Origin of the sequence: Microbacterium sp. Leaf159 (assembly GCF_001423615.1) — a bacterium.
GTDB lineage: Bacteria > Actinomycetota > Actinomycetes > Actinomycetales > Microbacteriaceae > Microbacterium.
Genome location: NZ_LMOU01000001.1, coordinates 1336228 through 1354171, shown reverse-complemented (window position 1 = coordinate 1354171; position 17944 = coordinate 1336228). Strand labels below are relative to the sequence as shown.

Genomic DNA, 17944 nt, shown 5'->3' with positions numbered 1-17944 from the left:
CAGCCTAGTAGCCTTGTTAGATGCCTCTACAAATCCCGGATCCTGTTCTCGGCCCCTGGACCAAAGGTTTTCCCGCGCATGCCTCGGGCCTGCGTCTCTCGGAGGTGCCGGGCGCGGATCTGCACCTGTCGGACCTCGTGACCCCCGTACTCACCGTGCATGAGGCGGCGCTCGCCCACAACGAGTCGACCGTGTTCGGCTGGGCGGCGGCGCGGGGGGTGCTGCTGGCCCCGCACGGCAAGACCACCATGGCGCCGGCGCTCTGGCAGCGACTGCTCGATGCGGGGGCGTGGGGCATCTCGGTCGCCACGCCGTGGCAGGCCGAGGTCGCCGTCGACGCCGGGGTCAGAACCGTCCTGATCGCGAACGCCGTCACCGATGCCGCGGCGGTGCGCCACCTCGGCGACCTCCTCGCCGCAGACGACGGCCTCCGCATCCTCTGCTGGGCGGACTCCGTGGTGACCGTCGACATCCTCGCCGCCGCGCTCGCTGACGCATCGCGTCCCCTCGATGTCCTCGTCGAGCTCGGTGGGGCCGGAGGTCGCACGGGAGCGCGCACCCTGGAGGAGGGGGAGTGCATCGCCCGGGCGATCACCGCATCGCCGGGCCTCCGTCTCGCCGGAGTCACGGGCTATGAGGGGCCGTTCGGTCCGGATCGCAGTGATGCGTCCGTCGCATCCGTCGACGCGTATCTGTCGACGCTCGTGCAACTGCACGAGCGACTCACCTACCCGAGCGGCATCCGCCCCGTGCTCAGCGCCGGCGGAAGCTCGTTCCCCGATCGTGCGGCCGCGATCCTGGCCCCGCACCGCGGCGACGCCGACATCGTGCTGCGGTCGGGGGCGTTCCAGATCCACGACGACGGCTTCTACTCGCGGATGTCTCCGTTCGGCGCGCTGACGTCGACGGCCCCGCTCCGGTCTGCGATGCACGCGTGGACGAGGGTCGTGTCTCAGCCCGAGGACGGACTCGCCCTGCTCGACGCCGGGCGCCGCGATGTGCCGTTCGATCTCGACCTGCCGGTGCCCCAGAGCGTCGAGGGCGAGATCACGGCGCTCAACGACCAGCACGCCTTCCTGAGCCTCGCGCCCGGGGCATCCGTCTCGCAGGGCGATGTGGTGCGTCTCGGGCTCTCGCACCCGTGCACCGCTTTCGACAAGTGGCGGGTCGTCGCGGTCATCGACGACCCGGATGCCGCGGATCCGCGTGTCATCGGAGCGGTGGCGACATGCTTCTGAGCGGCGAGAAGCCCGTCAGGATCTACCGGAGCGTCACGGTGGTCGACGGGACGGGAGCCTCTCGTTTCGTCGCCGATGTCGCCGTCGAGGGCGCGCGCGTGGTCGCAGTCCTCCGAGAGGGAGAAGAGCAGGAGCTCGAGCTCCCGGCCGACGCGGTCGAGATCCCTGCCACGGGGCTGGTGCTCGCCCCCGGTTTCATCGACATGCATGCGCACAGCGAGCTGGCGGTCCTCCGGGGTGCGAGCCACGAGGCGAAGATCCGTCAGGGCGTGACGACCGAGGTGCTCGGGCAGGACGGCCTGGGCTATGCGCCCCTCGACGACGCCACCGCGGCGATCATCCCCGCGCAGATCGCCGGCTGGAACGGCCTTCCCGATGACGTGCCGTGGCGGTCGATGGATGATCTGCTCGCCGCGATCGACGCCGTCTCCGTCGCCAATGCCGCGGTGCTCGTGCCCCAGGGCAATCTCCGGATGATGGTGGTCGGACACGAGAACCGTGCGGCGACCGCGGCGGAGGTCGGCGAGATGTCCGAGATCCTGGGCGCGGCGATGGATGCCGGCGCCTTCGGGATGTCGAGCGGACTGACCTACACGCCGGGGATGTACGCCGATACCGCTGAACTCGAAGCGCTCTGCCGGATCGTCGCGGAGCGGGGAGGCTACTGGGCACCCCACACCCGCAGCTACGGCGGGGCGGCGCTCGACGCCTACCGCGAGGCGCTCGACATCGGCCGACGGACCGGATGCCCCATCCACCTCACTCACGCCACGATGAACTTCGCGCCGAACCGCGGCCGCGCGGCAGAGCTGCTGGCTCTCGTCGACGCGGCCGTCGACGACGGGGTGGACGTCACTCTCGACACCTATCCGTATCTCCCCGGTGCCACGACCCTCGCGGCGCTGCTGCCGAGCAGGCTCGCGGAGAGCGGCGATCTGCTGGGCACGATCGCCGCGCTCGACGACGCCGGGCGAGAAGGCGTGCGTGTCGAGCTGGAAGAGATCGGGTGCGACGGGTTCCACGGCGAGCGTGCCGACTGGGATGCCATCCAGATCTCCGGGACCGCCGATCCGCGGCTCTCGGACCTGGTGGGACGCACCGTCTCCGAGATCGCCTCGTCGTCGGGGAAGCGTGCCGTGGACGTGGTGCTCGACACGATCCTCTCGGATGCCGGGGCGACGGGCATCCTGATGCACATCGGCGACGAGGACAACGTCCGTGCCATCATGCGACACCCCCGCCACAGCGGGGGCAGCGACGGGATCCTGATCGGCGCGCGGCCTCATCCTCGAGGTCGAGGCACCTTCCCCCGCTACCTCGGGCACTACGTGAGAGAGCTCGGAGTGCTCACCCTCGAAGAGGCGGTCCGCCACCTGTCCGGCACGCCGGCTTCGCGTCTGGGGCTCGACCGGGGCGATGCGCCGCGGGGGATCATCCGCGAAGGGGCGACTGCAGATCTGGTGCTGTTCGACCCGGACACCATCGCCGCCGGGGCGACGTTCGAATCGCCGCACGGCGCCCCGCTCGGGATAGTCGAAGTGCTCGTCGACGGAGTGCCGGTGGTCACCGACGATTCGGTCACAGGATCGACGCCGGGTCGTGCTCTGCGCATGATCCCGCCCGCGCACCGCGCCACCGTTCCCCTCGCGTCGTTCGAGATCGACGCGACCGCAGCACCGTTCCACTGGACGGCGCGCACCCCGGTCGTCGCGCCGGCCTCGCTCGCCTCGACCGCCGCTCGCCTGAGCGATCCGCAGGAGGAAGAGGGATCTGATCCCGCGATCACGCTCCGCGTGGATGAGTCCCTGGCAGGGGAGCCGTTCGCGAGTGGACGCATCGGCGAGGAGGCCTTCCGAGTGGAGGTCTCGGCGTCTGGGATCGAGGTCAGCGGCGCGAGCCCGGTCGGCGTCTTCCGGGGCGTCACGGTGCTGCGGCAACTGCGCGAACCCGGTGCGGAACGGTCGCGCATCCCCGCAGGCACGTGGCAGGGCGCGCCCGCCCACGGATGGCGCGGCGTGATGCTCGACGTCGCCAGGCACTTCCGCCCCGTCGACGATGTGCGCCGGCTCGTGGACCTGCTCGCCGACCACCACCTCACCGTGCTTCACCTGCATCTGACCGATGATCAGGGCTGGCGCTTCGAGGTGCCCGGATTCCCGAGGCTCACCGAGATCGGCGCTCGCCGCGAGTCGACGCAACGGGGCCACGGCCCGCTCGCCACCGTCGAACCCGGCGTGCACGAGGGGCATTACACGGATGCAGAGCTGCGCGAGCTGGTCGCGTACGCCGCCGAGCGCTTCGTCACGATCGTGCCGGAGGTCGAACTGCCGGGGCACATCCAGGCGGGGCTGGCCGCCTACCCGGAGCTCGGCAACACCGACGTGGGCGAACGGGTGACGGCGCCCTGGGAGCGGTTCGGCGTGAATCCTCGGACCCTCGCGCCGACAGAGGATGCTCTCGCGTTCGGACGAGCCGCGATCGACGCACTGTGCGACCTGTTCGCCTCGCCGTGGATCGGGATCGGCGGTGACGAGGTGCCGGTGACCGAGTGGGCGCAGAGCGCGGCTGCGGGGGAGCGGATGCGCGAGCTGGGTCTTGCGACACCGCACGACGTCCAACCGTGGTTCACGTCGCACTTCGTCGCACACGTGCGAGCTCGTGGCCGCACGGCGCTGGCGTGGGACGAAGTGCTGGAGGGTGACGTTCCCGACGGCGTCGAGATCCTCGCCTGGCGCGGTCCGATCGCGATGCGCGCGGCGCTGCGGCGCGGAATCCCGGTCATCGCGTGTCCCGACCTCGAGGTGTACCTCGACTACCCCCAATCCGATTCGGCCGAGGAGCCGATCCGCGTCGGGCCGCCTCTTCCGATCGAGCGTGCGTACACGCTCCGCATCGAGGACGGGGCGTCCGGTGGCCAGGCGAACGTCTGGACCGAGCATCTGCCGACCAGGGACCGTGTCGACTTCGCGATGTTCCCCAGGCTCGCGGCGATCGCCGAGCGGCTCTGGGACGGTGGCGATCCTCCTCCTTTCGAGGGCTTCGCCCGTCGGCTTCCCACCCACCTCCGGCGGCTCGCCGATGCAGGGGTGCGGTATCGTCCTCTCGACGGGCCGACGCCTGTGCAACGGCGTCCCGGAGTGCCGGGGAAGCCACTCACGCGGGAGGCACGGGAGGAGATCGTGGCGGGTCTCGTGGCTCGTCTGAATGTCCCGTCCACAAGTGCCGACGAGCCACTCTCGGCATAATGTAACGTTTCCGTAACCCTCCCTGTGCTACACGAGGCAGGGGTTGCGCAATTTTTGTTCGTAAGGTCTACTAACAAACATGTCCGTATCGGATGATCCTCGTCCATCGACGTCGTCAGACTACGTCGCTGCGAGCGCACACGCCTTCGGCCCCGGGCGCCACCTGCGCTCGCGCTCAAAGGTGCTCCCGGAGCACGCGCGCGGCCACAATCGCGCGCTCGTCCTGCAGACGCTCTACCACTCCGGTGCCATGAGCCGGGCGGACCTCTCGCGCGAGACGGGGCTGACGAGAGTCACCATCTCCGACCTCGTCGCGGAGTTCATCGCCGACGGCATCGTGATCGAGATGGGAGTGCGCGAGACCGTCGGTCCGGGCAAGCCTCCGATCCTGATCGACATCGATCGCGTGGGGCACCAGATCATCGGCCTCGATCTGTCGGGTCCGAACGCCTTCGTGGGCGCGCTGCTCAGCCTCGACGGCGATGTGCTCGAACGCCGAGAGGTTCCTCGTCCGGAGACCGCAGACGGCGATGCCGCCTACGCCGCCACGCTCGAGCTCGCGCGCGCCCTGGCCGCGACCGCGACCCAGCCGATCCTCGGCGTCGGCATCGGCTCGCCGGGGGTCGTCCGCCCCGACGGCGTCGTGCTCAGCTCCCCGAACCTCGGGTGGAGCAACCTCCCGCTCGAGGCCAAGCTCGGGATCGACCTCGACCTTCCGGTGCTCGTCCGCAACGACGCCAACGCCGCCGTTCTCGCCGAGTACACGTTCGGCGAGGCCAAGGCGGACTTCATGCTCATCAAGATCGGTCGAGGCGTGGGCGCCGGTGTCATCACGGGCAGCCAGCCGCTTCTCGGCAGCCGGTTCGCCGCGGGTGAGATCGGTCACGTGGTGGTCGGCACCGACGGCGGTCCTCGCTGCGCCTGCGGCAAGGACGGCTGCCTCGAAGCCTGGCTCAGTGAGACACGACTCCGCCCGGCCATCGACGCCTCTCCCGGATCACGCGACGAGATCCTCCGCGACGCCGGCACCCGCATGGGCATCGCGATCGCACCGATCGTCGCGGCTCTCGACCTGTCGGAGGTCGTGCTCTCGGGGCCCGGCGATCTGCTCGACGGCGTGCTGATCGATGCCGCCGTCGAGACCCTCCACGCCCGCACGCTCGAGGGTGTCTTCGAAGACGCTCTCATCCGCCGCACGCAGCAGGACGACATCGTTCTGCGAGGTGCGGCCGTGATGGTGCTGTCCAGTCAGCTGGGCGTCTCGTGATGCGCGTGGGCGACTCGAAGACGAGCAGGAGCGACATCCGATGACGGATGCGATCGCCGTCGACCTCTCCGGTCGGCGGATTCGAGTGGGCCTGGATGTCGGCGGAACCAAGATCGACGCGGTGGCGGTGTCTCCCGAAGGGGACATCCTCGCGCGCCTCCGCCGTGCGACGGGATGGGGCGAGGACGCGGTCGTCGTCAGCATCGTCGACGCCGTCGACGCGCTGGCCGCGGAAGGCGGCTTCGCACGCTCCGCCGTCGAATCGGTGGGTGTCGGCATCCCCGGACTCGTCGACGCCGACACGGGGCGCGTGCTGCACGCCGTGAACCTCGGCGTCGAATCGCTCGACCTCTCCGGTCTCGCCGGCCGCCGGCTCGGCATCCCGGTCAGGGTCGAGAACGACGTGAAGGCGGCCGCACTCGGCGCCGCCGTGCTCCGCGGCATCGACGGCTCCATGGCCTACCTCAATCTCGGCACGGGAGTCGCCGCAGGGATCGTCGTCGACGGCACCATCTGGCGCGGAGCGCGAGGGACCGCGGGCGAGGTCGGCCATCTCTCGGTCGATCCGCACGGACGCCTGTGCGGCTGCGGCCAGCGCGGGTGCATCGAGACCTTCTGCGGCGGAGGTGCGCTGGCACGCGCCTGGGATCGTCCTGGTGCACTTCCGGTGCGCGACATCCTGGACGCCGCGGAGGCCGGAGACGAGCGCGCGCTGGAACTTCGCGCCGATCTCTTCCACGGCGCTGCGGCCGCGGTGCGCGCTCTCGTGCTCTCGGCCGACGTCGAACGTGTGATCATCGGCGGCGGCCTCACCTCCCTCGGCGATCGTCTGTACGCGGGCGTGCGCAGTGCCCTCCAGGCAGGAGCCGAGGCTTCGGCGTTCATGCGTTCGCTGCACCTCGACGAGCGGATCGAACTGCTCCCGGCGGGTTCTCCCGCTGCGGCCCTCGGCGCCGCTCTCGTCGGATCATCCACCCCCACCAAGGAGACTGTTTCCCATGGCTGAAGTCGTCATCGTCGAGAACGCCGAAGCGGCGGGCGCGCTGGTCGCCGCCGAGATCGTCGAGCTGATCGACGGTCGTCCTGATGCCGTGCTCGGACTCGCGACGGGCTCGACCCCGCTTCCCGTGTACCAGGCGCTGCGTGCCAGGCTCGCGGGTCGCGACGTGTCGCAGGTCCGCGGATTCGCCCTCGACGAGTACGTCGGCCTCGACCCGGCGCACCCCGAGAGCTACCGTTCGGTGATCACGCGGGAGGTCGTCGAGCCGCTCGGACTCGACCCTCGACGCATCCACGTGCCGAACGGAGCTCAGGCCACCATCCAGCACGCCGGCGAGGATTACGAGACCGCCATCGATGCGGCCGGCGGCGTCGACCTGCAGATTCTCGGCATCGGCACCGACGGTCACATCGGCTTCAACGAGCCGGGCTCGTCGTTCGCCTCGCGCACGCGCGTGAAGACCCTCACCGAGCAGACCCGTGAGGACAACGCACGCTTCTTCGATTCGATCGACGACGTGCCGATGCACTGCATCACGCAGGGGCTGGGCACGATCCTGCGCGCGCGTCACCTCGTGCTGCTCGCCTTCGGAGAGGGCAAGGCGCAGGCCGTCGCGAATGCCGTCGAGGGGCCGCTCTCGGCCATCCTGCCCGGCTCCGCGATCCAGCTGCACCCGCACGCGACGGTCGTGGTCGACGAGGCTGCGGCATCGCGTCTGAAGCTCGCCGACTACTACCGCTACACGTACGCGAACAAGCCCGCCTGGCAGGGCATCTGAGGGCTCTGCCTCAGCGCCCCGACGAGGGCCATGCGAGGGGCAGCAGGTGCTCCAGGCTGAGCGGGGCGAGAGGCAGAGTCTCGACGTCAGCCGGAGTGATCCAGCGGAGCTCGGCGAGTTCCGCCTGCACCGTGACCTCCGCTGCCGCGATCGACACGGAGAACGCCTCCGCGACGACGCGGTGACCCGGTTCGTTCGCCGCCTCGGAGACGAACGTGCCCAACGGCTCGAGGTCGCCCTCGTCGAGTCGCAGCCCGAGCTCCTCGTGCAGCTCGCGGATCAAGGTCTGCGATGGGGTCTCACCCGGTTCGGGTTTGCCTCCCGGTTGCATGAAGCGCGTGGTGCCCTGTTTGCGCACCACCAGCACCCGGCCCTCGTCGTCGATGATCACCGCCGCGCTGACGTGGATGTCAGGCATCGACCGCGAAGACCTTGCCGGGGTTCAGGATGCCGAGCGGGTCGAACACGCGGGTGATCTGCCGCTGCAGTTCCCACTGGTCGTCGCCGAGCTCGTCGGCCAGCCAGCGGCTCTTCAGCGTCCCGATCCCGTGCTCGCCGGTGAGTGTGCCGCCGAGGGCGATCGCCGCACGGAACAGCTCGTCTGCCGCCGCCCACACCTCGGCCGGCGGCTCCGCACCTTCGAAGATGAAGTTGGGATGCAGGTTGCCGTCACCGGCGTGCGCCACGGTCGGGATGCTCATCGAGTAGGCCTTCTCGATCCGGGCGATCTCGTCGAACATCGCCGGCATGGCGCTGCGGGGCACCGATACGTCCTCGATGAGGGTCGTGCCGAGAGCGGACATGGCCGGATGCATGGCACGGCGGATGGCCAGCAGACGCTCGCCCTCTTCACGGTCGTGGGAGACCTGCGTCACACCGTGGTGTGCCGAGAGGATCGCCTCGATCGTCGTGGCCTCGGCGACGGCCGCGGGCCCGTCGGTCTGGATGGTCAGCTGGGCGCTGCCGGCAGCAGGGGAGGGGAGATCGAGCAGGGCGGCCACGGCAGCCAGGCTCGCTGCATCCATGAGCTCCATGATCGCGGGCTGGACGCCCGAAGCGGTCACGGCGGCAGAGGCGGCTGCGGCGGAGCGGACATCGGGGAAGGTCGCGGTGACGGTGCAGGTCGTTCCCTCGACGAGTCGGCGGAGCTTCAGGGTGGCGCCGACGACGACGCCGAGCGTGCCCTCCGAGCCGATCACGAGGGAGGTGAGATCGAGCCCGGTCACGCCCTTGACGCTGCGGTGGCCGAGGCGCAGCAGGCGCCCGTCGGCGAGCACCAGATCGAGGCCGAGCACCGCATCGCGCACCACTCCGTACTTCGCGCAGAGGAGACCGCCTGCGCCGGTGGCGATGTTGCCGCCCACGGTCGAGATCGCGCGGCTCGCGGGGTCGGGCGCCCACCACAGGCCGTGCTCGGCGAGCAGATCGTTGAGGTCGGCGTTGAGGATGCCCGGTTCGACGACGGCGAGCAGGTCGTCGGCGCGGATCTCGTGGATCGCGGTCATGCGCCGGGTGGAGAGCACGATCTCGCCCTCGCCGCCGTTCGCAGCACCCGCGAGGCCGGTGCCTGCGCCGCGCACGACGACGGGAGTGCGCGTCTGGGTGGCGATGCGCATCACGCTTTGGACGTGTTCGACCGTCTCGGCGTGCACGACCGCCAGCGGACGGCCGGGGGCCGCGTGTCCAGACTTGTCGGCGCGAGCGTCGTCGAGGGCGATCGGGGTCGTGTCGACGAGTTCGCCGAGAGCCGCCGTGAGCTGTGCGAGCACGCTCATGCGATGCGGCGCCGTCCGCTGACCACCCCGGCGCCGACGGCGACGACGGCGAAGGCGATGCCGATGATCGGCTGCTCCATCAGCCACCAGGCGATCGTCACACCTACGTAGATCAGCAGCTCGACGGCCGCGCGGAGGAACGGGTGCAGTCGCAGCACCGGACGAGGGGAGAGGAAGAGAGCCCAGATCAGGATCACGACGACGGGAGCTCCGATGCCGATGATGATGTTCCACGGGAACGACCACAGGGCGAAGCCCCACAGCGCGAGAGTGCCGACGGCGACGACCAGGATGATCGAGCGGACGATGTCGAGGGCGGTGAAGTTCGGGCGGTCGACGCCGGGTACTGAGGCGGGATCCTGGGGCATGGACCCAGTCTATTCGCCGCAGACGCAGGGCTATTCGCCGCCGACGCAGGGCTGTTCGCCGCAGACGCAGGGTCAGAGCGCGGGTACGGCCTCATCCGCGACGGCGACGGGCTCGTCGACGCGGGCCTCGTCTTCGGGTGTGACCGCCTCGACCGGCGCGGGGGCGGGCGCCGTTGCGGGGGCGTCGACAGGAGCCGGAGACTCGGCTGCCACCTCAGCAGGAGCCTGCGCCTCGACAGGGGCCGTCTCGGCCGGTGCGGGGTCTTCGGTCTGCACGGGGGCGACGAGCGTCTGGTCGACGGGCGCCGGGTCGTCGGCGGGCGTCTCGTCGAGGACCTCGTCGACCTGACCGTCGCACGAGGGCGCGGTCAGCACGGTGTCGATGGTCACGCCGAGTCCGGCGAGGGTCGTGTTGTGCGGAAGCACGGGCCCTGCATCTGTCACATAGCGGATCTCGACTGTCGTGCCGAGGATGATCTGACCGAGATTCGGTCGAAGATCGACCGTGCCGGTGCCTGCGTCGCTCAACGACAGGTTGTCTCCGCCGCCTCCGCGGCCCAGGAACGCCTCGATCTCGGCGCCCGGCTGCCCGAGGACCGGCACGGAGACGTGCGTGGCCCCGTCGCCGTCATCGTCCACGCAGATGCTCGCGCCCTGCGTCTCGATCGGCGTGGTCGGAACGGCCGGATCCGTGGGATCCGTCGGATCGGTCGGGTCGACGGGATCCGTGGGATCCGTCGGCTCTTCCGGAGCGCCCGGCTCCACGGGCGGCGCGGGCTTGACGATCTCGACCGGAGCGGCAGGAGCCACGAGCGCAGGAGCCGTGTCCTCGGCGGGCTCCGGAGTCACCGGCGCTTCGACGGGTGGTGCCTCCGGCTGCTTCTCGGGCTCGGTGTCGTCGACGATCACCGGCTTGTCCTCGGCCATCGCCTCGTCAGGACCGACATCGGAGCTGATCGAGGAGGAGTCGCTGTCGCCGGCGCTCGGCAGAGACGCAGCAGGGTTCGCTCCGGCGAGCCCCGGGATGATCGTGGCCGCGGCGACGACGCCTGCCACGACGAGTGCGGCGGATCCGGCTCCGACGAGCGCGCCGACTCCGCTGAAGATTCCCCCGCTGGTCGCGCCTCCGGTGCCTCCGGCGCCTCCGCCGGCGGAGCCACCTGCCGACCCACCCGCACCGGCGGCGACGCCTCCGGATGCGGTTCCTCCGCCTGCGACGACTGCTGCGCCCTGGGTGATGCCCGACGGCATCGCCGCGAGGGCGACGATCGGGGTGCCGCCGCCCTGGAGGGTGGCGAGGTAGCCGGCGGAGCCGGCCACACCGAGAACGAGCGGGAGCAGCACGAGGGCGAGTCGCTTCGACACGTCCTTGGCCTCAGCGGCGACGATCATGCATCGCGCGCACTCATCGAGGTGCAGTTCGAGTCGCTTGTGGTCGCGGGTGCTGAGGTTGCCACGCGAGTATGCGCCGAGGTGCTCGATGGTCCACTGGCAGTCGGAGCCCGGTGCGGCACTGCGCAGGTGCGCCTGGATCCACGCTTCGCGGAGTCCCTCGCGGGCGCGGAACGCGAGCTGAGAGACGGCGCCGGCCTTCATCCCGAGCAGCGGGCCCGCCTCTTGCGGCTTCATCTGCTCGATCTCGGTGTACCAGAGCACCTCCTGCCAGCGGGAGGGGAGACTGCGGAACGCCTGGGCGGTCAGGCTGCGGTCGAGGGCCTCGTTGGCTGCCTGCTCGGTGCTGTCGGGGTCGGCGACGGTGTCGAGCTCGTCGATCGCCGACTCGCGGCGGGAGCGTCCCCATGCGGCGGCGGTGTTGCGGATGCTCGTGAACAGGTACGCGCGGAACGAGCCGTTCGGGCCGCCGCCCTTGATGATCGCCTGATAGATGCGGGTGTACGACTCCTGCACGAGGTCGTCTGGATCGATCGACGACGTGATCGACCGCGCGACGGACATCCCCGACGGGTAGTGCCGCCTCCAGAGTTCTCCGAACGCCGCCGCGTCACCCGAACGGGTGCGCAGGACGAGATCGGCGTCTGCGATCGATTCCTCGTGCGAAGTGCTGTCCTGGTCCACTGTCATCCATCTGTCGTGGAGCGCGAGTGCGCCTCCACATGAAGAGACGCGTGAACCCCATTTTCATCACGCGTCTTCTCCATTCTCTCTCCAATCTCCCAGGGTCGCCACCCCTTGAAGGAAACTTCGCCTGATCGAGTCTTCCCGGAGAAATCCCAGTTCAGATGGAAAACGGGACGGCATTGAGAAGAATCTCGAAAAAATATCTGAGAAGTCGCGTAATGAATCCGGGTCGCCTTCGTCTCATCACATAGAGACAGCCATGGAGCTCCACCGGGGGGCGGAGCTCAGGCGCTGGTGCAAGGGGTAAGTGCACCGGCATGGCGGGTCGGGCACCTCGGGGGAGGAGCGCTCGGCCCGCCAGCTCTCGACGTGGGGGAATGTGACGGGGCCGCCGCTCTGGGGAACGGCGGCCCCTCACCCACGAGGGGCGCGACCGGAGAACGCAGAGCTGCGCGTCGATGCGCGCGCGGCGTCCGCCTACGGTCGGTCGCCCACCCACACGCGCACGACGCGCAGCTGCGCATCCAGCAGCACCGCGTCTCCCACGAAGCCGTCGACGAGACGTCCGAGCCTGTCGCCGTATCCGATCGCGCGGGCAGGAGTCGCGGTCAGCGCCTGCACAGCCTCGGGCAGCGCGACGCCCGCGGCGATCGCCCTGCGCAGAGCGACGTCCTGCGTGAGTGTCGAACCCGCGATCGAGCCGGTGTCGTCGGCGCGGGCCACGCCGTCCTTCACCGTCACGCTGACGGCACCCAGGTCGTAGTGGCCGTCGGCACTTCCGGCCGCTGCCATCGCGTCGGTGATGAGCGCGACGCGCCCCGGCGCGGAGTCGAAGACGAGCTTGATCACGTGCGGGTCGAGGTGCACGTCGTCGGCGATCGCCTCGAGCACGACACGGTGGTCGGCAGCCGCGGCGAGCACAGGCCCAGGGGCACGATGGTGGATGCCGGGCATCGCGTTGAACGCGTGGGTGAGTACGGACGCGCCGGCCTCGAATGCGGCGACCGCGGTCGCTGCATCCGCGCTCGTGTGGCCGACGGCGGCTGCAGCGCCCGAGTCGACGATCAGTCGGATCGCATCGAGGCCCCCAGGGAGCTCGGGAGCGATCGTGACCTGCCGGATCGTGCCCCGGCCTGCCGTGAGCAGTCGGGCGACATCGGAGCCGACGGGATCCCGGAGCAACGTCGGCTCGTGGGCGCCATGGTGAGCGGGATCGAGGAACGGGCCCTCGAGGTGCGACCCGAGGATGTCGGCATCCGTCTGCATGAGGTCGGCGATCTCTCCGACTCGCAGCGCGAGGTCGTCGAGCGGTGCCGTCACGAGCGAGACGACGGCACGCGTGGTGCCGTGCTGGCGATGCAGGGCTCGAGCCGTGCGGATCGCCTCGACGCCGTCGTCGAACGACGCGCCGGCGCCTCCGTGACCGTGGATGTCGATGAATCCGGGGGTGAGCACGGCTGCAGGACCGGCGACCGCCGTCGCATCGATGACCTGTTCGGCCGGAGTCCAGGTGCCGCCGACGCCGCGGGCCGCGATTCGACCGCGCTCGATCCGCACCCAGGCGTCGTCGACGATCGCGCCGTCGTCGACCAGTCGGGCCGAATGGATGACGAGCGAGCCGGTCGCGGAGGAATCGGGTGTCATCGTGTGCTCCAGGGGATCTCTTCTGCGCGGTGGAAGTCGACGGCCTCAGCCTTCCACAGCGGAGCCATCGACCCGAGACGCACCCGGAACGACTCCCAGTCGCGCTCGGGGGCGTCGCGCGGGGACCACGCGACCTCGGCCTGTGCGGCCGCGCGCGGGAACACCAGCTGCTCGACCTCGCCGAACGTGCGTGTGGTCTCGCTCCACAGCGGAGCCTCGATGCCGAGGATCGCGGTGTCGGGAACGTCCAGCACCTCGGTGGGCTCCCACTCGTATGCGGAGCGGACGTCGATGATCGCAGCCCACGTGAGTCCGAGCGGGTAGTCGGCCGAGTACTTCATGTCGAGGTAGGCGACGTCGGCGGCCGACATGATGAGCGCGCCGCCGCGCTCGACGAAGTGCGTGGCCTCTGCGGCATGCGTGCCTTCCGGGGTGGTCTTGCCCCAGTACTGACCGACGGTGCCCTCGGCGATCTCCCCGGCGGCGCCGACCTCGTGCCAGGCGAGGGGGATCTTGCCCTCCTCCACGACGATCGCCGTCGCGCGCTCCACGAACAGATCGAAATCCGCCTGTGGGGTGCCCAACGACTCGTCTCCGCCGATGTGGATGTACGGACCAGGGGTCAGCTCGGCCAGTTCGCGCACGACATCCCTCACGAACTCGTAGGTGCGCTCCTCGTGGATCCGGACGCTCGAATGTCCGACTCCCCACCCGAGGTAGGGCTCACCGGCGACGGGCAGCGGCTGCCCGAGACGCTCGGACTCCGCGAGCAGACTGTCGTTCATGACCGGGGCCTCGACGAGCTCGGGGTAGGCGACGCCGATCGCGTGCGTGTGCCCTGGCAGATCGACCTCGGGGATCACGAGCATGTGGTGTTCCGCGGCGTACGCGACGATCTCGCGGTAGTCGTCCTTCGAGTAGAAGCCGCCGGGGTCGCCCAGCGACGCGGTCGAGGAGGCGAGCTCCGTGAGCTTGGGCCAGGAGTCGATGTGGATGCGCCAGCCCTGGTCATCGGTGAGGTGCAGGTGCAGGTGATTGAACTTGAGGGCGCTCGTGCTGTCGATGAACTTCTTGACCTCGTCGACGGAGAAGAAGTGACGGGTGACATCGAGCATCACGCCGCGGCGTGCGAATCGGGGGGCGTCCGTGATCGCCGCGCCGAGCAGCCCCCAGCCGTCGTCGTCCTCGCGGAGCAGCTGCAGCAGTGTCTGCACGCCGTAGAACAGGCCGGCCTCGTCGCCTCCGACGACCTCGACCGAGTCCGCGACCGTGAGGGTGTAACCCTCGGGGGCAGCTGCCTCTGCATCGATGCGGAGGAGGATCTCTCCCGTCGCGTCGGAGGAACGGGTGAGGCGGATGCCGCTGCGGCGAGCGACCGCATCGATCAGGTGAGTTGCGACAGGGGAGTCGCCGACGACTCGATCTGTCTGGGAGAGGGGCATCCGGCCATCGCCGACGATGACGGAAACGGGCAGGGGGACCAGAGGCATGGAATGGGGAAGGACCATGAACAAAACCTACCCTGCGCCGCGCCGGGAGCACAGGGAAATCGGCTATGCTCGTAACCGTCGCGACTGGCGTCTGGGTGGACTACCACCGGGGAGCGACTGACCACGGAATTCGACCGCGCGCCTGGGCCGATAGGTATACCCCTTTCGAATCCGTTGTCAGAGGAGCATGTCATGACCGATCGTTACTTCAACGCCCCGCTCGCCGAGGTCGATCCCGAGATCGCACAGGTCCTCGACCGCGAGCTCGCTCGCCAGCAGACGTTCCTCGAGATGATCGCATCCGAGAACTTCGTCCCCGTCTCGGTGCTGCAGGCACAGGGCTCCGTGCTCACGAACAAGTACGCAGAGGGCTACCCCGGCCGCCGCTACTACGGTGGCTGCGAAGAGGTCGACGTCGCTGAAGAGCTCGCGATCCAGCGCGCGAAGGACCTCTTCGGCTCGGAGTTCGCCAACGTCCAGCCGCACTCGGGCGCATCGGCCAACGCCGCAGTCCTGCACGCGATCGCCCGCCCCGGCGACACGCTGCTCGGCCTCGCCCTCGACCAGGGCGGTCACCTGACCCACGGCATGAAGATCAACTTCTCGGGCCGTCTCTACGACATCGTCGCCTACGGCGTCGACCCCGAGACCTCGACGATCGACATGGACGAGGTGCGTCGCCTCGCCATCGAGCACAAGCCCAAGGTCATCATCGCCGGCTGGTCGGCATACCCCCGCACGCTCGACTTCGCCGCCTTCCGCGCGATCGCCGACGAGGTCGGCGCGCTGCTCTGGGTCGACATGGCGCACTTCGCAGGCCTCGTCGCCGCGGGCCTGCACCCGAACCCGGTGCCGCACGCACACGTCGTCTCGTCGACCGTGCACAAGACCATCGGCGGCCCCCGCTCGGGATTCATCCTGACGAACGACGCCGACCTCGCGAAGAAGATCAACACGGCCGTCTTCCCGGGGCAGCAGGGCGGCCCCCTCATGCACGTGATCGCCGCCAAGGCAACCGCGTTCAAGCTCGCGGGCACCCCCGAGTTCAAGGAGCGCCAGGAGCGCACCCTGCGCGGCGCATCGATCCTCGCCGAGCGCCTCTCGCAGCAGGACGTGAAGGACGCGGGCATCGGAGTGCGCTCGGGTGGCACCGACGTGCACCTCGTGCTGGTCGACCTTCGTGACGCCGACATCGACGGCAAGCAGGCGGAAGACCTCCTGCACGACATCCACATCACCGTCAACCGCAACGCGGTGCCGAACGACCCGCGTCCGCCCATGGTGACCTCGGGCCTGCGCATCGGAACCCCCGCGCTCGCGACCCGCGGTTTCGGTGATGCCGAGTTCACCGAGGTCGCCGACGTGATCGCGCTCGCGCTGCTCCCCGGTGCCGATGTCGAGGCCCTCCGTGCTCGCGTCGACGCGCTCGCCGCAGGCTTCCCGCTCTACCCGGAACTGCAGCAGTGACCGCGAAGATCCTCGACGGCAAGGCGGCATCGGCCGCGATCAAGGCCGAGCTGACCGAGCGGGTCTCCGCGCTGAAGGCGAAGGGCATCGTCCCGGGCATCGCGACCGTGCTCGTGGGCGCCGACCCGGCATCCCAGCTCTACGTCGGCATGAAGCACCGTCAGTCCGAGGCGATCGGGATGAACTCGATCCAGCGCGAGCTGCCGGCCGACGCCACGCAGGCCGATGTCGAGGCGCTGATCGATGAGCTCAACGCCGATCCGGACTGCCACGGCTACATCGTGCAGCTGCCGCTGCCGAAGCACATCGACACCGACGCGATCCTCGAGCGGATCGACCCGGCGAAGGATGCCGACGGCCTGCACCCGACCAACCTCGGCCGGCTCGTGCTCAACGTCAACAACCCGATCCACACTCCGCTGCCGTGCACGCCGCGCGGTGTGATCGAGCTGCTGCTGCGCAACGGCTACGACTTCGCGGGCAAGCACGTCGTGGTCGTCGGGCGAGGCGTGACCATCGGTCGCTCCATCGGCCTGCTGCTGACCCGCCGCGACCTGAACGCCACGGTCACGCTCACGCACACCGGCACGGTCGACATGCCGCGCTACCTGCGTGAGGCCGACGTGATCGTGGCTGCAGCGGGCGTAAGGCACCTGATCCGTGCCGAGGACGTCAAGCCCGGTGCTGCCGTGCTCGATGTGGGCGTGACACGCGAGACCGACCCCGAGACCGGCAAGAACCTGGTCTTCGGAGACGTGCACCCCGGCGTCGCCGAGGTCGCGGGATGGGTCTCGCCCAACCCCGGCGGCGTGGGTCCGATGACCGTCGCGCTGCTCATGACCAACGTCGTCGAGGCGGCGGAACGCCTCGTCTGACCCTCATCGGTCCCGATCTGCGCATCCGGTCCCGATCTGCTGATTTCTCCCGCTGGTTCGTCCGCGAACCGGGGCGAGGTCTGCAGGTCGGGACCCTCTGCGTTCAGCCGAGTTCGTCGAGCATCCGGCGCTGCTCGGGAGTCAGTCCGTCGTCGAGCTCCGCGCGCGCCTCGGCGGTGGCCGGTGCGGCGGGGGAGCCGGGCGCTGCGGCGGCAGGTGCGGACTTCTTGCCCGACACCCTGCCCTGAACCGCGTCGTAGAGCTCGCCCGCCTTCGCCCGCAGCTTGTCGTCGACCTGGTCGTAGATCATCCAGCCGAAGAGCAGGAACAGCGGAGGAAGCGCGTAGCTCCAGAACCCGGAGGCGCGGACGCCGCTCAGCCATACGACGGCCACCCAGATGAGGAGCTCGACGAGGTAGACGAGGACGTACTGCACGACCTTCTCGCCCGTCTTCGTGCGGTCGGCCGCGGACTTGGCCGCAGCCTTGCGGAACGCGCCGGTGAGCAGCGGCTTCACGAACAGTGCCGCGAGAGTCAGGATGACCGCGGCCCAGAGTGCGTGGAACCCGACGGAGACGCCAGCGGACAGCAGGCCGATGAGCAGCAGCACCGCGACGTTGAACACGTAGAGGGCGGCGAACCGGACGATTCCGTTCTTCATGCGACCAGAATTCCACACTCCCGGATGCCGTGGCACCTTTCGGGCGACCCTGGAGTG

General features: G+C 69.7%; 14 protein-coding genes and 1 riboswitch. Of the genes, 7 read left to right on the top strand and 7 right to left on the bottom strand.

Annotated elements, in window-relative coordinates:
• The first annotated feature begins 20 nt into the window (after positions 1–20).
• The 5 genes from ASF80_RS06490 to nagB all read left to right on the top strand — a co-directional run bounded on the left by ASF80_RS06490 (position 21) and on the right by nagB (position 7528).
• Positions 21–1238, top strand: coding sequence for an alanine racemase (locus ASF80_RS06490; RefSeq protein ID WP_082488206.1), 1218 nt, complete (start codon positions 21–23; stop codon positions 1236–1238).
• Positions 1229–4483 (top strand): family 20 glycosylhydrolase, encoded by a 3255-nt coding sequence (locus ASF80_RS06485; RefSeq protein WP_056309044.1) that lies wholly within the window; start codon positions 1229–1231, stop codon positions 4481–4483. The genes ASF80_RS06490 and ASF80_RS06485 overlap by 10 nt, the downstream gene beginning before the upstream one ends.
• 79 nt (positions 4484–4562) lie before the next feature.
• Complete coding sequence (locus tag ASF80_RS06480) at positions 4563–5750, top strand: ROK family transcriptional regulator (protein WP_056309042.1); 1188 nt, start codon at positions 4563–4565, stop codon at positions 5748–5750.
• A 40-nt stretch (positions 5751–5790) separates the two neighbouring features.
• Positions 5791–6756 carry an ROK family protein gene (locus tag ASF80_RS06475; protein WP_200934747.1) on the top strand — a complete coding sequence of 322 codons (966 nt, stop codon included), beginning with the start codon at positions 5791–5793 and terminating at the stop codon, positions 6754–6756.
• Positions 6749–7528, top strand: coding sequence for a glucosamine-6-phosphate deaminase (gene nagB, locus ASF80_RS06470; protein WP_056309036.1), 780 nt, complete (start codon positions 6749–6751; stop codon positions 7526–7528). The genes ASF80_RS06475 and nagB overlap by 8 nt, the downstream gene beginning before the upstream one ends.
• A 10-nt stretch (positions 7529–7538) precedes the next feature.
• On the opposite strand, the gene ASF80_RS06465 is transcribed toward nagB, so the two are convergent.
• The 6 genes from ASF80_RS06465 to ASF80_RS06440 all read right to left on the bottom strand — a co-directional run bounded on the left by ASF80_RS06465 (position 7539) and on the right by ASF80_RS06440 (position 14902).
• Positions 7539–7946 (bottom strand): NUDIX hydrolase, encoded by a 408-nt coding sequence (locus ASF80_RS06465; RefSeq protein ID WP_056309034.1) that lies wholly within the window; start codon positions 7944–7946, stop codon positions 7539–7541.
• Positions 7939–9303, bottom strand: coding sequence for an FAD-binding oxidoreductase (locus ASF80_RS06460; RefSeq protein WP_056309032.1), 1365 nt, complete (start codon positions 9301–9303; stop codon positions 7939–7941). Before ASF80_RS06460 ends, ASF80_RS06465 begins: the two co-directional genes overlap by 8 nt.
• Positions 9300–9671: a YrdB family protein gene (locus ASF80_RS06455; RefSeq protein ID WP_056309031.1), complete on the bottom strand. Its 372-nt coding sequence runs from the start codon at positions 9669–9671 to the stop codon at positions 9300–9302. Before ASF80_RS06455 ends, ASF80_RS06460 begins: the two co-directional genes overlap by 4 nt.
• A 72-nt stretch (positions 9672–9743) precedes the next feature.
• The gene (locus ASF80_RS06450) at positions 9744–11753 is read right to left on the bottom strand and encodes a sigma-70 family RNA polymerase sigma factor (protein WP_082488205.1); all 2010 of its coding nucleotides are present in this window, start codon (positions 11751–11753) and stop codon (positions 9744–9746) included.
• Positions 11754–12227: 474 nt separating this feature from the next.
• On the bottom strand, positions 12228–13394 hold the full coding sequence (nagA, locus tag ASF80_RS06445) for an N-acetylglucosamine-6-phosphate deacetylase (RefSeq protein ID WP_056309027.1): 1167 nt from the start codon (positions 13392–13394) through the stop codon (positions 12228–12230).
• A complete protein-coding gene (locus ASF80_RS06440) occupies positions 13391–14902 on the bottom strand; it encodes a family 20 glycosylhydrolase (protein ID WP_056309025.1) in 1512 nt (503 codons plus the stop codon). Before ASF80_RS06440 ends, nagA begins: the two co-directional genes overlap by 4 nt.
• Positions 14903–14954: 52 nt before the next feature.
• Positions 14955–15039, top strand: a riboswitch (ZMP/ZTP riboswitch).
• 37 nt (positions 15040–15076) lie between these two features.
• Between ASF80_RS06440 and glyA the strand changes: the two genes are divergently transcribed.
• Both glyA and ASF80_RS06430 read left to right on the top strand, forming a co-directional pair.
• Positions 15077–16351 carry a serine hydroxymethyltransferase gene (gene glyA / locus ASF80_RS06435; RefSeq protein ID WP_056309024.1) on the top strand — a complete coding sequence of 425 codons (1275 nt, stop codon included), beginning with the start codon at positions 15077–15079 and terminating at the stop codon, positions 16349–16351.
• Positions 16348–17226, top strand: coding sequence for a bifunctional methylenetetrahydrofolate dehydrogenase/methenyltetrahydrofolate cyclohydrolase (locus tag ASF80_RS06430; RefSeq protein ID WP_056309021.1), 879 nt, complete (start codon positions 16348–16350; stop codon positions 17224–17226). The genes glyA and ASF80_RS06430 overlap by 4 nt, the downstream gene beginning before the upstream one ends.
• Before the next feature lie 103 nt (positions 17227–17329).
• Here ASF80_RS06430 and ASF80_RS06425 read toward each other — a convergent pair whose 3' ends face one another.
• The gene (locus ASF80_RS06425) at positions 17330–17887 is read right to left on the bottom strand and encodes a hypothetical protein (RefSeq protein ID WP_056309019.1); all 558 of its coding nucleotides are present in this window, start codon (positions 17885–17887) and stop codon (positions 17330–17332) included.
• Positions 17888–17944 lie beyond the last annotated feature (57 nt).

Coding starts and splice junctions, on each gene's coding strand:
- ASF80_RS06490 (WP_082488206.1), top strand. CDS start 21: ATGCCTCTACAAATCCCGGATCCTGTTCTCGGCCCCTGGACCAAAGGT.
- ASF80_RS06485 (WP_056309044.1), top strand. CDS start 1,229: ATGCTTCTGAGCGGCGAGAAGCCCGTCAGGATCTACCGGAGCGTCACG.
- ASF80_RS06480 (WP_056309042.1), top strand. CDS start 4,563: ATGTCCGTATCGGATGATCCTCGTCCATCGACGTCGTCAGACTACGTC.
- ASF80_RS06475 (WP_200934747.1), top strand. CDS start 5,791: ATGACGGATGCGATCGCCGTCGACCTCTCCGGTCGGCGGATTCGAGTG.
- nagB (WP_056309036.1), top strand. CDS start 6,749: ATGGCTGAAGTCGTCATCGTCGAGAACGCCGAAGCGGCGGGCGCGCTG.
- ASF80_RS06465 (WP_056309034.1), bottom strand. CDS start 7,946: ATGCCTGACATCCACGTCAGCGCGGCGGTGATCATCGACGACGAGGGC.
- ASF80_RS06460 (WP_056309032.1), bottom strand. CDS start 9,303: ATGAGCGTGCTCGCACAGCTCACGGCGGCTCTCGGCGAACTCGTCGAC.
- ASF80_RS06455 (WP_056309031.1), bottom strand. CDS start 9,671: ATGCCCCAGGATCCCGCCTCAGTACCCGGCGTCGACCGCCCGAACTTC.
- ASF80_RS06450 (WP_082488205.1), bottom strand. CDS start 11,753: ATGACAGTGGACCAGGACAGCACTTCGCACGAGGAATCGATCGCAGAC.
- nagA (WP_056309027.1), bottom strand. CDS start 13,394: ATGACACCCGATTCCTCCGCGACCGGCTCGCTCGTCATCCATTCGGCC.
- ASF80_RS06440 (WP_056309025.1), bottom strand. CDS start 14,902: ATGGTCCTTCCCCATTCCATGCCTCTGGTCCCCCTGCCCGTTTCCGTC.
- glyA (WP_056309024.1), top strand. CDS start 15,077: ATGACCGATCGTTACTTCAACGCCCCGCTCGCCGAGGTCGATCCCGAG.
- ASF80_RS06425 (WP_056309019.1), bottom strand. CDS start 17,887: ATGAAGAACGGAATCGTCCGGTTCGCCGCCCTCTACGTGTTCAACGTC.